The following is a 16,110-nucleotide window of genomic DNA, read 5'->3' on the forward strand; positions in this document are numbered from 1 at the left end:
TTGTTAAAAAAATTAAGTTTTTGAACTGATTTATTGTTTTATTAACTTTTTATTATGATTTTTGAATTGACTAATTCAAATAATTATAAAATGAAAACAAAGTTTAGTGGAATTCTAACGCTATTACTAGCGTTTGTTGTGCAGTTAACTTTCGCACAAGAAAAGACTATTTCGGGTACTGTATCAGACGCCTCTGGTTTACCGCTTCCTGGAGCTACAGTCTTAATTAAAGGTACCACGACTGGTACTTCAACAGATTTTGATGGTAAATATTCAATCAAAGCAAACCAAGGAGCTACTTTGGTTTTCAGTTTTGTTGGTTATACAACCAAAGAAATTCCTGTTGGAACATCAAATACAATTAATTTAACCCTTCAAGAAGATGCTACTGCCCTAGATGAAGTTCTAGTTGTTGGTTATGGTACTTCAACTAAGGAAGCTTTTGCTGGAACAGCACAAAAAATTAAAACCGAAAATCTTGAGGTCAAGAACTTTTCCAATGTCTCTCAAGCTATTGCTGGGGAAGTTGCTGGTGTAACAGTTATAAATACTTCTGGACAACCAGGAACCGTGTCCACAATTCGAATTAGAGGATATGGTTCTGTTAATGGTAACAGAGAACCACTTTATGTTGTGGATGGAGTGCCTTATACTGGTAGCTTAAACGCTATTAACCCTGCTGATATAAAAAGCACAACCGTCCTTAAGGACGCTACTGCGACAGCTATTTATGGTTCTAGAGGTGCAAATGGAGTTATTTTAATTACCACAAAAAATGGTTCTGCTACTGATTCATATATTGAATTGGATGTAAAAACTGGTATTAATGCACAGCTGATTCCTAGATACAATGTTATTCAATCACCAGAAGAATATATAGGTTATGTTTGGGAAGGTATTTATAATAGAGGCGTTATCAGTGGTGAGTCTGATCCAACAGCATTTGCAAACGCCAATTTATTTGGCGCAGGCTATTTAGCTCCAGAATACAATATGTGGAATGTAGCTAATGCATCTCAATTAATTGACCCATCAACCCATATGGTTCGCCCTGGAGTTACAAGACGATATACACCAGGATTGTACAAAGACGCTGCGTTTGATTCTGCTTTCCGAAATGAAGGAAACCTTCGTATGGGTGGTGGTAATGACAAATCAACCTACTTTTTCTCTTTAGGTTATTTAAATGATGACGGTTATGCCATTAAAACAAGTTATGACCGTTACACAACACGATTAAACTTAAGTTCAAATATTAAGGAATGGCTTACAGTAGGTGCAAACATTGGTTATGCCTATGCAACAAGTTTAAATAATGGGCAAACTGTAGGATCTGAAAACGTATTTGAATTTGCTGATAAAATGGCTCCTATTTTTCCAGTCTATTTAAGAGACAGCAATTATCAACTTGTCCCAGACCCTATTTTTGGTGGTTATCAATATGATTATGGTGGTGTTTCTTGGACCAATAATGGATTTGCAGGAGACCGTAACAGGAATAATGCCAACAACCTAAACCCTATTGCATCTGCTATTTATGATTACAACGGTTTTAAAAGGCACGAGCTTAATGGGAATTTTAATATGAAAATTAAATTTTCAGATGCATTAACATTTGAAAGTCGTTATGGAGCTCAATATTCTATGGAGCGTTACAAGTCTTACACCAACCCTTTTTATGGAACAGCGACAGGAGACGGTGGTAGTCTTTATGCTCGTGACAGAGAAAGATTAGGAACTAACTTCTTACAATTATTACGTTATAAAAATAAATTTGGAGATCATAGTCTTGAGGCATTAGCAGCTCACGAAAGCACAGAATACACTTTTACTCAATCCGATCAATTTAAAGGAAAAGTAGTAGTAGATGGCCTTAAAGAACTTGATAACTTTGTAAACAATTTATCACCTCCAGGAGGATACAATGAAGGCTATTCAATTGAATCATATTTTGGTCAGATCAACTATGATTATCAAGAAAAATATTTTTTAACAGGTTCTGTTCGTACCGATGGTGCATCTAGATTTGTTAACGATAAATGGGGTACATTTGGTTCTGTAGGTGCAGCTTGGGTTGCATCCAAAGAAAGTTTCTTAAAAAGTAATGTTCTAACATTCCTAAAATTAAAAGCGTCTTATGGTATCATAGGTGACCAAGGCGGTGTTGGGTATTATTCAGGTTATGACACTTATAATACTTCACTTTTGGGTGGTGGTATTGCAATATCACCAAACACCAACGGTAACCCTGATTTAACTTGGGAAGAAGCTAAAATGTTCCAAACTGGAGTAGAATTTACTTTAGGTTCATTCTTAGATGGATCCATTGACTTTTATAACAAATTTACAGATAACCTAATCTTTGACAGAAGAGTTGGGCCATCTCAAGGTATTGCTATCATTCAGGTAAATGATGGTAAATTAAGAAACCAAGGTATTGAATTTGATTTTACCGCTCATTTAATAGATAGTAAAGATTTTAAATTGGACTTTTCTGCAAACGGAGAGATATTGAACAATGAGCTTGTAAAAATGCCTCTTGATCCTGCAAATGACAATAAGCCAAAAGTGCTTGATGTTTCAGCCGGAGATTATGGATATTCCGAAGGACACTCTATTTACGACTTTTATTTGCGTGAATGGGCAGGTGTTGATCCTTCTGATGGTGCTCCAATGTGGTATCAGTACTTTAATGATGCCAACAGTAATGGTGTGTTAGATAGTGGAGAAGAGTCTATATCCAGCATGACTCAATATCTATATGATAACCCAGATGCCGTTGTTGCAAAACAAGTTACCAAAACATATGCAAATGCAACGAATAAATATGTGGGCAAATCAGGTATTCCAGATGTTAGAGGTGCATTTCGTTTAGGCGGTACATTCAAAAACTTTAACTTCTCAACTCAATTTACCTACAGTATTGGTGGATGGGCTGAAGATTACCAGTATGGTGAATTAATGAGTGACCGTTTTGGAGTATTGGGATCAAACTATCACAAAGACATTGCAAACAGATGGATGCAACCTGGTGATATTACTAACGTTCCGAGGATTTCAGATGGTATGGATCAAACAGCATCCTCTACTTCTACTCGTTTTTTAACTAAAACGGATTATTTAGCGCTAAACAACGCTATGATTGGTTATACATTCCCTGAAAAATTCCTAACAAATACAGGCATTAACCTTATTAATGTATGGGTTTCAGGTGATAACCTATTAATGAAAACAGCCCGTAACGGATTTAATCCAACAACAAGTGAAAGTGGTAGTTCAGGACGTAGATTATATGCTCCTTTAACAACATTTACTTTGGGTGTTAGAGTTAAATTTTAAAAAAAAATGATATGAAAAAAATAGTTAAATTAACATTGGTTACAGCTATAATCTTGTTTGCTTATAGCTGTAGTAAGGATTTTTTAGATAAAACTCCTTCACAGGTTATTACAACCGAACAAATAGCTGACGCTGCCTCAAGAAATCCAGATGTGATTAGAGGCACTATGACCGGTATATACTCTTTAATGTTTGAGACAGGAACCGGTGGCACAACCAATCACGATGATTTTGGACAAAAAGGGTACGATATATATGGTGATATGCTCTCAGGCGACATGGCCCTATCTGTAAGTACTTATGGATGGTACCGTGCTGATATAACTGAGTTTGTTGCTACTACAGATTATACTCGTACTCGGGATTATATGGTATGGCGTTATTATTATAGAATCATTAGATCTGCCAATACAGTCATTGATGCGTTAGGTGGTAATGATGCTGTTCCAGATTTAGACGATAATAAATACATTTTGGGGCAGGCCAAAGCCATGCGAGCGCATTCCTATTTCTATCTAGCGCAATACTTCCAAAAAAGCTATGATCCATCTGAAGAAATCTTACCTATTTATAAAACTCTTCAAGATCAAAATGGCCCTAAAGTTGCAGCTTCTGAAATCTATGGCCTTATTGTGGACGATTTAAATTCTGCCATCTCGTTGTTAAATGGATTCAGCCGAAGTGCAAAAAACGAAATTAACGTTAATGTTGCCAAAGGCATACTAGCTTACGTATATGGTGCTATGGGCAATAATGAAATGGTAAAAACTTTAACTGGTGAGATTATTTCATCAGGTGAGTTCACCTTAATGGATTCTGCAGAGGTTTTAGGTGGCTTTAACGATGTTAACACACCTGGATGGATGTGGGGTGTTGATCTTACTGCCGATAACGGATTAGACTTAGTGTCCTGGTGGGGTCAAATGGATTATTACTCATATAGCTATGCAGCTTATGGTGATTATAAAGCGATAGATTTAGACCTTTATAACGCCATTCCTGCTGATGACGTAAGAAAAGATCAATTTTATGCAAATTCTAGCTCTGCTCGCTTTTTACAACCACTATATAAATTTTATGACGCAAGCCGTGTACCTTATGGTGCCAGCACAACAGTAACTGCAGATTATGTTTACATGAGAGTTGCAGAAATGTATTTGTTAAATGCTGAAGCGTCAGCTAAAACTGGAGACGAACCACAGGCTCATATTAGTTTAAAAGCTTTGTTATCAGAAAGGGTTGCAGATCCTTCTTATGTTGATGCGCTCACAGGACAAGCCTTATTGGACGAAATTTATCTTCAAACCAGAATTGAGTTGTGGGGTGAAGGAAAATCATATTTGAACCTTAAGAGAAACAAAAGAACCACAACCAGAGGGGCAAATCACCTATCTCATGTTGGTGAAACCATTTCTTATGATGATGAGCGTTTAACATTTGAGATTCCAGAATCTGAAATTCTTAACAACCCATTCATTAGTGATCAAAACAACTAATCTATTTAGTTTTAGCAACTAAATAAAAAAATATAATTTATGAAAAAAATAGCTTATATATTTTTAATATTCTTCTCTTTGATTGGTTTACAAAATTGTGAAGACACCTATGCCCCTTCACTTGATTATGTGACTTTTGAAGTAGATCAGCCCCTTGTTACTGTTTTAAAAAACGGCTCAACAACCATTGATGTACATGTATATTCAACCAAAGTTATGAGTTCTGATAGAACTTTCAATATTGTTGTTTCAGGTGACACCACTTTAGATCCAGCATCTTATAGTGTACCGTCAACAGTTACCATTCCTGCCAATTCAAATGATGGTATGATAGAAGTCACTTTTTCAGATAATAATTTAGGTGAGGATATTGAACTCTTAGCTTTGGATTTAGATTTAGCTGGTGATTCTGCTTTTAATGGCTCTTCTTTTAATGTAGAAATACAAAAGAAATGTCCGTTATCTGGTATTAATGATTTGGTTGGTTCTTATTCAGTTACAACTGATCCTAATGGTTATGAAAACAGTTTCACGACAACCGCAGATGGCAGTAGTAGTCTTGTGGTTGATGGTTTAGCTCAGGACTTTATAGTCGGCTTTTGGGGAGAGACCGTTGTTTCTGGAGGTACTTTTACCATGAATGTTGACCTTGAAACAGGCGCATTGACTATTCCAAGGCAATATATCTACACTACTAATTATGGTGGAGATCTGTATGATTATGAAATAGCCGGTTCTGGCACTTGGGGAAATTGTGGAAGCAAACCAACCTTAACTATCAAGTATGACATATACTATCCTGGTGATGCTGACGGCTTGGCCAAAACATACAAAAGTTATTTATCTGTTGGCTATTTGGGTGGTACGTTCACTATTGATTAAAACCAGTCAAATTATTTTATGACTTTCATAAAAAAAGCATCTCCTTGAGATGCTTTTTTTATGAAAGATAAGTTGCAAAAAGTAACCAAAATGACAAATTAAGAAAAGGAAGAAAGTTTACACACTAGTTATTTTGCAATTCATAGAACACCCAGTAAAAGCATTTAAAATAAATTTATAAAAAAAAGTATTTAAAGCATTTTCTTACATTTAAACATAAATCACTTCTTGATTTACTAATAATGCAAGCTATTATTAAAAAAACAACAAATTTTAACCGAAAATTATTGTTTTATTAACTTATTATTATGATTTTTGACATTGACTAATTCAAATAATTATAAAATGAAAACAAAGTTTAGTGGAATTCTAACGCTATTCCTAGCGTTTGTTGTGCAACTAACGTTCGCACAAGAAAAGACTATTTCAGGAACCGTATCAGATGCATCTGGTCTACCGCTTCCCGGAGCTACAGTCTTAGTTAAAGGTACTACAACAGGTACTTCAACAGATTTTGATGGTAAATATTCTATCTCAGCAAGTCAAGGGTCTACCCTTGTTTTTAGCTTTGTGGGATATACTACAAAAGAAGTTGCCGTAGGATCATCAAATACTATTAACATTACAATGACTGAGGATGCCGCACTACTTGATGAAGTGGTGGTAACAGCCTTAGGTATTCAAAGAGAGAAGAAATCATTAGGTTATGCCTCTCAAGAAGTCAAAGGTGATGCAGTTAACACTGTTAAAGACATTAACTTTGTAAACTCTTTATCAGGTAAAGTTGCTGGTATTGATGTTCAAAATACTGGAACCATGGGTGGTTCAACCAACGTTGTTATTCGTGGTTATTCATCCTTATATGGTAACAATCAAGCCTTATTTGTAGTTGACGGTGTGCCAATTAGTAACAAAAACACAAATACTAGTGATCAAAGAACTGGTAGAGCTGGTTATGACTATGGTAATGCTGCTTCTGATATTAATCCTGATGATATTGAATCTATCAACGTACTTAAAGGAGGTGCAGCAACTGCACTTTATGGGTCTCAGGCTGCCAATGGGGTTGTTGTAATTACAACTAAATCTGGTAATAAAAACGCCAATGGCATTGGAGTTACTGTAAATTCATCTGTAACCTTTAACACTTATAACCCAGACACCTTTGCAAAATACCAAAAAGAATATGGTGCCGGATATTGGATAGGTGTATATCATGATGATTTTTATTATAAAAACGGTGAGCCTTATACTCTAGCGGATTGGGATGGTTCTTATGGACCAGCTTTTGATTCTAATAGATTGGTTCATCAATGGGATTCATTTTATCCTCAATTACCAACTTATGGGCAAGCTACTCCTTGGGTAGCAGGTAAACACGACCCATCTTATGTTTTCCAAACTGGTCACACCTTATTTAATAGTGTGTTTATTGATGGTGGTGGAGACAAAGGTACTTTCAAATTGGGATACACTAAAACTGACCAAGAAGGTATCATGCCAAACAGTAAGATATTGAGAGACAATGTTGATTTTTCTGCAAGTTACAAGTTGAATGATAAATTAACAGCAAAAGCTAACGCTTCATATATCAAAACGTTTGGAAAAGGACGTTACGGTACTGGTTATGACTCTCAAAACTTTATGCAAACTTCTAGACAGTGGTGGCAAACCAACGTTGATGTAAAAGAACAAAGAGATGCTTTCTTTGCTACTGGTGACAATATTACTTGGAACACCAGTTATATTGATGAAGACTTGCACGCTATCTACCATGATAACGTATATTGGATGCGTTACAACAACTATGAAACAGATTTAAGAAATCGTATGATAGGTAATATTAACTTAAACTATGAAGTTAATGATTGGTTAAACATATTTGGTAGAGTTACATTGGACACCTATGCAGGGAACCAAGAAGAACGCATCAACAATGGCAGTACAAGTTTGCCATCAAGCTATAGCCTTTTCAACGAATCCTACACACAAAACACATACGATTTACAATTCTTGTTTGATAAAAACATTACTGATAAATTAAATTTAAAAGGTGTTTTAGGAGCCAACATTCAAAGAAATCATTATTCTAATGTGAAAGCTGCGACTAATGGTGGAATTAACCTTGATGGTCTTTGGGCATTAAGTAACACAGTAAACCCACTTAATGCACCAAGTGAATATAAATACTATTCTGGTGTTGATGGCTACTTTGCCAACTTGTCTTTTGGATATGATAACTTATTATATCTTGAAGGATCATATAGATTAGATATTGCATCTACACTTCCTGAAAATGACAACAAATATGACTATTATGGAGTATCAGGTAGTTTCTTGTTTTCTGAATTGTTGGATTCAAACTTTATCAACCTTGGTAAATTAAGAATAGGTTACGCAAAAACAGGTAATGCTGCACCTCCATTATCCTTATACAATACCTACGATCTAAATACGCCAGTTCAAGGTCAAGCATCTGCTTCATTGCCTTCAACTAATAACAACTCTAATTTGAAGAATGAGGAATCAACTGAAAAAGAGATAGGATTAGAAATGATGTTTGCAAACAAGAGAGCTGGATTCGATTTGTCATTATATGACAAAACTTCAAGAGATTTGCTAACACCAATTTCAGTTACACCTGCTATAGGTTATACTGGCCAATGGTTAAATGCAGGGGAAGTTCAAAATAAAGGTATTGAGTTAACTTTATGGGGTTCGCCAATAAAAACAAATGATTTTGAATGGAGAATAGATATAAACTGGGCTAAAAATAAAAGTGAAGTATTATCTTTACCAGCAGGACTTAAAAATCTACAATTAGCAAGCTTACAAGAAGGTTCAATCAACGCAACAGTTGGACGTCCTTATGGTGAAATTAGAGGTAGTAATTTTGAGTTTGACGCTAATGGTAATAGGATTATTAATCCAGCCAACGGAAGATATTTAGTGACTGAAAGTGAAGACGAAAATCTTGGTACCTACCAACCTGATTGGAAAGGTGGTATTAACAACCGTTTTACTTACAAAAGTTTATCACTTAGCTTCCTAATTGATGTTAAACATGGTGGAAATGTATTTTCATTAGACACTTGGTACGGTTTTGCAACTGGTTTATACCCAGAGACAGCAGGTCTTAATGAATTAGGAAACCCAAAAAGGGATCCACTTACTTCTGGTGCTGATAGTGGAGGAATCATATTACCTGGTGTTCTTCAAACAGGTACTGATGGTGATGGTAATCCAACTTCTGATGGAACACCTAATAATGTTAGAACTAGCATGAGTAATTTCGCTAATGCTTTAGGTTATACTAGGGCTCCTACAGCTTTACACGTATATGATGCAGGTTTTGTTAAATTAAGAGAAGTTTCTTTAACTTATTCTTTACCTAAAACCTTTTTGAAAAATACGTTCATTCAAAGTGCATCAATTTCAGCTATTGGAAGAAACCTTTGGATTATCCACAAAAATCTTCCATATTCTGATCCTGAAGCTGGTTTAAGTTCTGGTAACGTTCAAGGTTATCAATCAGGAGCTTATCCATCTACAAAAGATTACGGCTTTAGTGTTAAATTACAATTTTAAAAAAAAATAAGATGAAAAAAATAATTTTAGTAGCCTTTCTGATAGGAATTACCTTTTCCTGTGAAGATTTCAAAGGGTGGAATATAGATGAAAAAAATCCAAGTGAGGTACCAGCTGGTTACTTGGTTACAAGTTCTCAGAGGGATTTATTCTTGAGAATGACAAGTACCAGTGTAAACTACAACATATTTAAATTGTTTGCTCAATATTGGACTGAAACCCAATATACTGACGAAGTAAACTACGATATCAGAGGTAGAGATATAGGTGGAAATTTCTTTTTATACCTTTACAGAGATGTTTTAATTGATTTACAAGAGGCAAAACGTCTTATAAATGAAAATGAAGGCTTAAATGCTCAAACTAAATCGGCTCAATTAGGCGTAATTGGCTTAATGGAAGTTTATACTTGGCATGTATTGGTTGATACCTATGGAGATATTCCTTATTCTGAAGCATTACAAGGTGTTGACAATTTAATACCTGTGTATGACAATGATGAAGATATCTACGCAGATCTATTCACTAGACTTGATGCTGCTTTGTCTGACTTAAGTAATGGTGCAGCAAACGCATTCGGAGATTCAGATCTTATTTATGGTGGAGACACTTCTGAATGGATGAAATTTGGTAATTCCTTAAAATTAAGAATGGCATTGCGTATTGCAGATTACGATTCAGCTCAAGCCAAAACACTAGCTACCCAAGCAGTTGCTGGAGGTGTGTTTACATCAAATGACGATAACTTTTCATTCCCATTTGAAGCAACACCACCTAATACAAATCCAATTTGGACAAGTTTAGTGCAATCAGGTCGTAACGATTTTCTTGTAGCCGATACCTTTGTAAATTTAATTGATCCTTTAAATGACCCTCGTGAATCTGTATTTATGGCAGATAACAAGACGCCTTATGTAGGAGCGCCTTATGGTGTTGGAGCTGCTTATACCGATTTTACTCATATTGGTGATTTATGGCACACTCCAGATTTTGAAGGGATATTATTGAGCTATGATGAAGTAGAGTTTTTATTAGCTGAAGCAGTTGAAAGAGGCTTCATTACAGGAAGTGCTGAATCACATTATAATGCTGCTATTACAGCTTCCATTGAATATTGGGGTGGTTCTCAAGTAGATGCTACTGCATATTTAGCTCAACCTTCTGTGGCTTATGCTACGGCCGGAAGTACTTGGAAAGAAGTTATTGGAAACCAAAAATATATTGCTTTATATGGTAGAGGTTTTGAAGCTTGGAGCTCTTGGAGAATGTTGGATTATCCTAATACATTCACCAAACCTGCTGTAAGCGAAGAGTCTGTGCCTAGACGTTATTTATATGGCAATAACGATAAAGATCTTAACCCAGACAATTATGCGGCTGCTAGTAGTGCAATGGGTGGTGATAGTAAATCATCAAGAGTATTCTGGGATATAACTGGACAAGGAAACTAGTCAAGTTAATTATATATCTTCTAAAAACCACCTCAATTGAGGTGGTTTTTTTTATACCTTTACTCCATGCAAGAACAAACACAAATTTTTGGTATTAGGGCTGTTATTGAAGCTATACATGCTGGGGAAACCATTGATAAGATTTTTTTACAAAAAGGCCTTAAAGGAGACTTATTTAGTGAACTGGAAACATTATTGCGGCAACATGCCATAACCTCATCCTATGTTCCTGTTGAGAAATTAAATAGATTAACAAATAAAAATCATCAAGGTGTTGTAGCACAAATTTCACCAGTGGAATTCCATGATATGGAAAGCCTCGTTTTGCGCATTATTGAGTCTGGAAAAACACCACTCTTTTTATTATTGGACCAATTAAGCGATGTTAGAAACTTTGGAGCCATAATCAGGACTGCTGAATGTACTGGAGTAGATGGTATTATCATACAAAAAAAAGGTGGTGCTCCGGTAAATGGAGATACCATAAAAACAAGTGCCGGTGCTGTTTTCAAAGTGCCTATTTGCAAAGTAGACCATATTAAAGATGCTGTATTTTATATGCAAGCTTCTGGCATAAAAGTGATTGCAGCTACCGAAAAAACAAATAATCTGTTGTATGATATCTCTTTTAAGGAGCCATGTGCCATCATTATGGGTTCTGAAGATAGAGGAATCAACCCATCCATTTTAAAAGTGGTGGATGATAAAGCCAAATTGCCACTCCTTGGAGATATTGAATCCTTAAATGTGTCCGTAGCCTGTGGTGCTTTTTTGTATGAAGCCGTTAGACAGCGCCTATAAATAAAGAATAACGATTAATGATTTTAGATTGGTGACCTACAACCATTAAAAGTAAAACTACCTTCCATCCTTTTTCTCTTTTAAAGTATATTTTATTATTATTTCGTCCTGACTATTTTCTTCTTTGATCGGCTCGATAAAATTACCATTTTCGTCAAATTGCTTTAAAAATGGATCGTCGTTTTCATTATAGTGCTCTTGCTCCCAAGTGTATTTTTTGGGTTTTGTGATATCTTTTTTAAATACCAAAGCAAACACAAAACCGGTTATCAACCCAGACAGATGGCCTTCCCAAGATATGTTTTCTTCCATGGGGAACACATACCAAATTAAACTTCCGTAAAGAAAAATGACCAAAAGTGACAAAGCTATCAGTCGGTAGTATTTGGTAAAAACCCCTTTAAAGAAGATGAAACTTACCAGAACATAAATTAATCCGCTGGCACCTATATGGTATGATGGTCGCCCGATACACCACGTTAAAAAACCGGACATCAACACCCCATAAATGATAACTTTCCAGGCAATGGGTCTGTAGAAGTAAAACAGGGCCATGGTCAATACAAACAATGGAATGGTATTGTGATAAATGTGCTGTATACTGCCATGGATAAACGGACTTAACACAATACCGCGTAAGCCCATGATGGTTTGGGGATAAATTCCATACGAATTGAGATTAACGCCATATTGAATCTCAAACGAAAACACAGACCATATTATGAGCACAATAAACAGAGGATATATAATAACGCCCTTGTGAAATGCAAAATGTTCCTGATTGTTCATAAACTAAAGATAGCAAATTGTTATCCAAGATTAACAACAATGCTAAATTGTCAGATGTGTTTGCGTGAGGGGTTGAAGAGACATCCTTTTTTTGTGTTTTACACAAAAAAAGATACAACGGAAAACCCGACCCCAAATTAATTTTGGGGGCACGCCATAAAAAAATCTTTGATGGGATTCCTGCTTTCGCAGGAATAATTGTTTTAATTTTACAAGTATGAACGAACCTTTAGCTGAACGATTACGCCCAAAAACCTTAAACGACTATGTGAGCCAAACACATTTGGTTGGCAAACAGGGTGTATTGACCCAGCACATTAAACAAGGTCTCATACCTTCCATGATTTTTTGGGGGCCGCCAGGTACTGGAAAAACAACGCTTGCCAACATTATTGCAACCGAATCGGGAAGACCTTTTTACACACTTAGTGCCATAAATTCTGGGGTTAAGGATATCCGTGATGTAATTGACAAGGCGAAGCAAAGCGGTGGTTTGTTTACCACCAAAAATCCTATTTTGTTCATTGATGAAATCCATCGTTTTAGTAAATCGCAACAAGATTCCTTATTACAAGCCGTTGAAAAAGGATGGATAACCCTTATTGGAGCAACCACTGAAAATCCAAGCTTTGAAGTCATTCCGGCTTTGTTGTCACGTTGCCAAGTATACATATTAAATGCGTTTGATAAAAGTGATTTAGAGACGCTTTTAAAGCGTGCTATTGAGCAAGACAAGGAAATCTCCAAAAAAAACATTACACTACAAGAAACCAATGCGCTGTTAAGGCTTTCGGGTGGTGATGCCAGAAAGCTGTTGAACATTTTTGAGTTGATTGTTAATGCTGATGAAAGTAAGGACATTATCATCACAGATGAATCCGTTCTGCAAAAGGTTCAAAATAATACGGTACGTTATGACAAAACGGGCGAACAGCATTATGATATTATTTCGGCATTTATCAAATCCATTCGTGGAAGTGACCCAAATGCTGCTGTCTATTGGTTAGCACGAATGATTGAAGGTGGTGAAGATGTTAAATTTATAGCCAGACGCTTACTTATTTTAGCTAGTGAGGATATTGGGAATGCCAATCCTACAGCTTTGGTAATAGCTAATAACACGTTTCAGGCGGTCTCAACCATCGGGTATCCAGAATCCAGAATTATTTTAAGCCAATGTGCTACTTATTTGGCCTGCTCTCCAAAAAGCAATGCTTCCTATATGGCCATAAACAAAGCCCAACAATTGGTAAAACAAACGGGAGATTTATCGGTGCCTTTGGAAATACGGAATGCCCCAACCAAATTAATGAAAGAACTTGGTTATGGTGACAACTACAAATATGCCCATAATTACGACAATAATTTTGCTGACCAAGAATTTATGCCCGATGAAGTTAAAGGCACAAAACTCTATGAACCTGGAAACAACGCTCGAGAAAAAGCGTATCTGGACTTTTTAAGACAACGTTGGAAAGATAAATATGGTTATTAATCCGTTATTAAAACTTGATATTTAATACTTTTTGTTTTAATGAGCCATTCTCATAATACTCAATAATCCACTGGCCATTTTTATTAAGCAATGTTCCATTCATGCCTTCAACTAAAAATACATTGTCTAAACTTGTTTTTTTAATCTTGTAAACCACTTTTGGCGAACTGTCAACCAATTGATATCCATTTTCAATAGGCTGTGCATATAAAACATCCGATGCATTTTCTTCAGTATACTTTACAGTTGGCATTGCTTTTTCAACAGGCGTTAAAGTCGGTTCTGGTTTAACAGCTGCCGCTTGCGGAACGTCAGACACAGTCTTAGCTTTTAGTTCTTGAAGTTCTTCTTTTAATTTTTGAATCTCTTGTGACACCTCAGCATTTTTAGTGGCTTCTGGTGCTTCTGCAACTTTATTATTTTCATTAGGAACATAATGATAGTTTACTGTTTCAAATGATTTGAAGGCATTTCTGACTGCTTCGTTATAAGCCTTTTCATATTCTTTTTCCCGGCTCTCTCCTACTTCACTTGTATAAACTACTTGATCGTTACAGTCTTTTAATTCTACACTGATTTTGGTTTTAAAAAGCCCTGAATCTTTGAGTAGATTTGATTTTAGTGCCAAACATCTGTTTTTAAGTAAGTCATCAGGATAAGAATCGCCTTCCATCAAGGCTTGAAAACCGTATTTATTGAATAGAAATTCTGTCAGTTCATTTAACCGATATTGATTGGCTTCCTTTAAAAATTCAAATTTTTTGGGAACAATAACATATTTATAGTTATTTAGATTAGCTTGTGCGAATGTGTTTGAAATAATAAATAATGCCAAGAGCATTGTAAAAATCTTAATCTTCATGTTTTGTAAATATATAGTTAAACCCTAATTGTAAAGATACACTTTGTGCGTTATATATGTTTTGATATTCTAAAAAATTGTCGGCCATAAGATAAAAATTGATAGGGCCTAAGTTGGCCGAAATCCCAAAACCTATGTTATGGAATGTATATGAATCAATAGTATAGGTTGCTTTGGCTTGCAGGCCTTTAAAAAGTCTTCTGTAATAATATGCCGTTAAGGCCAATTGTGGTTGTAAAGGCCTGTTTATTGCAAATAATTGCAAGCCAACGGCATTTTGATAACCGCTTTTATCAAACAAACAATCACACACTTTGCTTCTTTTCTCTCCAAAGGCATAATTTATGGACGCATTTAATTTTATAGGGCGCCAAGTTGTGTATTTGTTATATGTTGTGTCGGCAATAAAAAGATCATTAAAATTATCTTTTATGTCGTTCCAATAATTTTCAGCTGTTTGCCCTGCGCCCGACTCGGGAAAAATAGGGTTTACACCTTCAAACACATAATTTCCTTTTACTGAATAATTTTCAACATCCTTACTATGACTTATAAAACCAATGTCTTGTAAACTGCCATCTACCATCCATTGTTTATTTAACTGATAGGTAAACCCAATATCAAAGCCCAAGCCTAAGTCACCACCCAAAAAAAGACGTTTTTTTAAATCCTTGACCACCGTCTTTGAATCGGTATTATCGGCTGTTAAACTGGCTATTCCTGAGGTTTGCACTTCTAAATCCAAATTAAAAATATGGTCATAAAAATTATTGGTTCCATTTACCGTGACAAAATACCCGTTGTTTTTTGTGGAACTTATATTCATGATACTTGAGTATATTTTCCCCCTTACTCCAAAAGTAAAGTCATCATTCACCTTTTTATTGTAACCAACATGAAAAACAGAAATGACCTCAGCACTTGCTTTAAAATCACCAGCATCAAAAACCCTATTGATGTTAGATTGATTGCCCTCGTAGGCCAATATGGCATAATCCTTTGGAAAATAAGCTATAACATCCATCTCTTGATATAACCCAAAACTTACATATTGATTTTTTTCAAAAGCATTTCCAATCTTAAATCCTCCTGAAAACACTTCTATCTGTTCATTGAAAGTCAAAAAATCCGAAGGTTTCATACTGTAAACAGCATTTTTAAGCTTTGTGTTAAAATTTATGCCATCATTGGCAAATAAGTCGTAAACCGTAGTGCCAGACGTGCCACCATTTACATGGATATGGGACAATAACGGGATGCCAAAATACCAATCATTCGTTACCTTACCTCCTGGATTTAATAATAAGGATTGAGGAATTTCAGAAAACCCATAGAGCAGTTGTTTGTTTTGTGAAATGGCAAAACATGATATCAATATAAAAAAGAAAGGGATTTTTCTCATTATCA

The 16,110-nt window shown here is 35.6% G+C and carries 10 protein-coding genes; 7 read left to right on the forward strand and 3 right to left on the reverse strand.

Annotation, left to right across the window (positions count from 1 at the left end; translation table 11 throughout):
* Window positions 1-90: 90 nt before the first annotated feature.
* The 6 genes from IEW94_RS10525 (at window position 91) to rlmB (ending at window position 11,557) form a co-directional block, all read left to right on the forward strand.
* Complete coding sequence (locus IEW94_RS10525; protein ID WP_188652737.1) at window positions 91-3,339, forward strand: SusC/RagA family TonB-linked outer membrane protein; 3,249 nt, start codon at window positions 91-93, stop codon at window positions 3,337-3,339.
* An 11-nt stretch (window positions 3,340-3,350) separates the two neighbouring features.
* Window positions 3,351-4,835, forward strand: a complete 1,485-nt coding sequence (locus IEW94_RS10530) for a RagB/SusD family nutrient uptake outer membrane protein (protein WP_188652739.1) — start codon at window positions 3,351-3,353, stop codon at window positions 4,833-4,835.
* Window positions 4,836-4,874: 39 nt separating this feature from the next.
* Window positions 4,875-5,717: a hypothetical protein gene (locus IEW94_RS10535; protein WP_188652741.1), complete on the forward strand. Its 843-nt coding sequence runs from the start codon at window positions 4,875-4,877 to the stop codon at window positions 5,715-5,717.
* A 345-nt stretch (window positions 5,718-6,062) separates the two neighbouring features.
* Window positions 6,063-9,305 (forward strand): SusC/RagA family TonB-linked outer membrane protein, encoded by a 3,243-nt coding sequence (locus IEW94_RS10540; protein WP_188652743.1) that lies wholly within the window; start codon window positions 6,063-6,065, stop codon window positions 9,303-9,305.
* Window positions 9,306-9,316: 11 nt separating this feature from the next.
* Window positions 9,317-10,756 carry a SusD/RagB family nutrient-binding outer membrane lipoprotein gene (locus tag IEW94_RS10545; protein ID WP_188652745.1) on the forward strand — a complete coding sequence of 480 codons (1,440 nt, stop codon included), beginning with the start codon at window positions 9,317-9,319 and terminating at the stop codon, window positions 10,754-10,756.
* Between the two features lie 66 nt (window positions 10,757-10,822).
* Window positions 10,823-11,557 carry a 23S rRNA (guanosine(2251)-2'-O)-methyltransferase RlmB gene (rlmB, locus tag IEW94_RS10550; RefSeq protein ID WP_188652747.1) on the forward strand — a complete coding sequence of 245 codons (735 nt, stop codon included), beginning with the start codon at window positions 10,823-10,825 and terminating at the stop codon, window positions 11,555-11,557.
* Window positions 11,558-11,614: 57 nt separating this feature from the next.
* Here rlmB and IEW94_RS10555 read toward each other — a convergent pair whose 3' ends face one another.
* Window positions 11,615-12,346, reverse strand: a complete 732-nt coding sequence (locus tag IEW94_RS10555; protein ID WP_188652749.1) for a rhomboid family intramembrane serine protease — start codon at window positions 12,344-12,346, stop codon at window positions 11,615-11,617.
* Window positions 12,347-12,563: 217 nt separating this feature from the next.
* On the opposite strand from IEW94_RS10555, the gene IEW94_RS10560 reads away from it, so the two are divergent.
* A complete protein-coding gene (locus IEW94_RS10560) occupies window positions 12,564-13,841 on the forward strand; it encodes a replication-associated recombination protein A (protein WP_188652751.1) in 1,278 nt (425 codons plus the stop codon).
* 7 nt (window positions 13,842-13,848) lie between these two features.
* On the opposite strand, the gene IEW94_RS10565 is transcribed toward IEW94_RS10560, so the two are convergent.
* Window positions 13,849-14,703: a hypothetical protein gene (locus IEW94_RS10565; protein WP_188652753.1), complete on the reverse strand. Its 855-nt coding sequence runs from the start codon at window positions 14,701-14,703 to the stop codon at window positions 13,849-13,851.
* The gene (locus tag IEW94_RS10570; protein WP_188652755.1) at window positions 14,693-16,105 is read right to left on the reverse strand and encodes a DUF5723 family protein; all 1,413 of its coding nucleotides are present in this window, start codon (window positions 16,103-16,105) and stop codon (window positions 14,693-14,695) included. The genes IEW94_RS10565 and IEW94_RS10570 overlap by 11 nt, the downstream gene beginning before the upstream one ends.
* Window positions 16,106-16,110 lie beyond the last annotated feature (5 nt).

The organism is Yeosuana aromativorans (assembly GCF_014646655.1).
Lineage (GTDB): Bacteria > Bacteroidota > Bacteroidia > Flavobacteriales > Flavobacteriaceae > Yeosuana > Yeosuana aromativorans.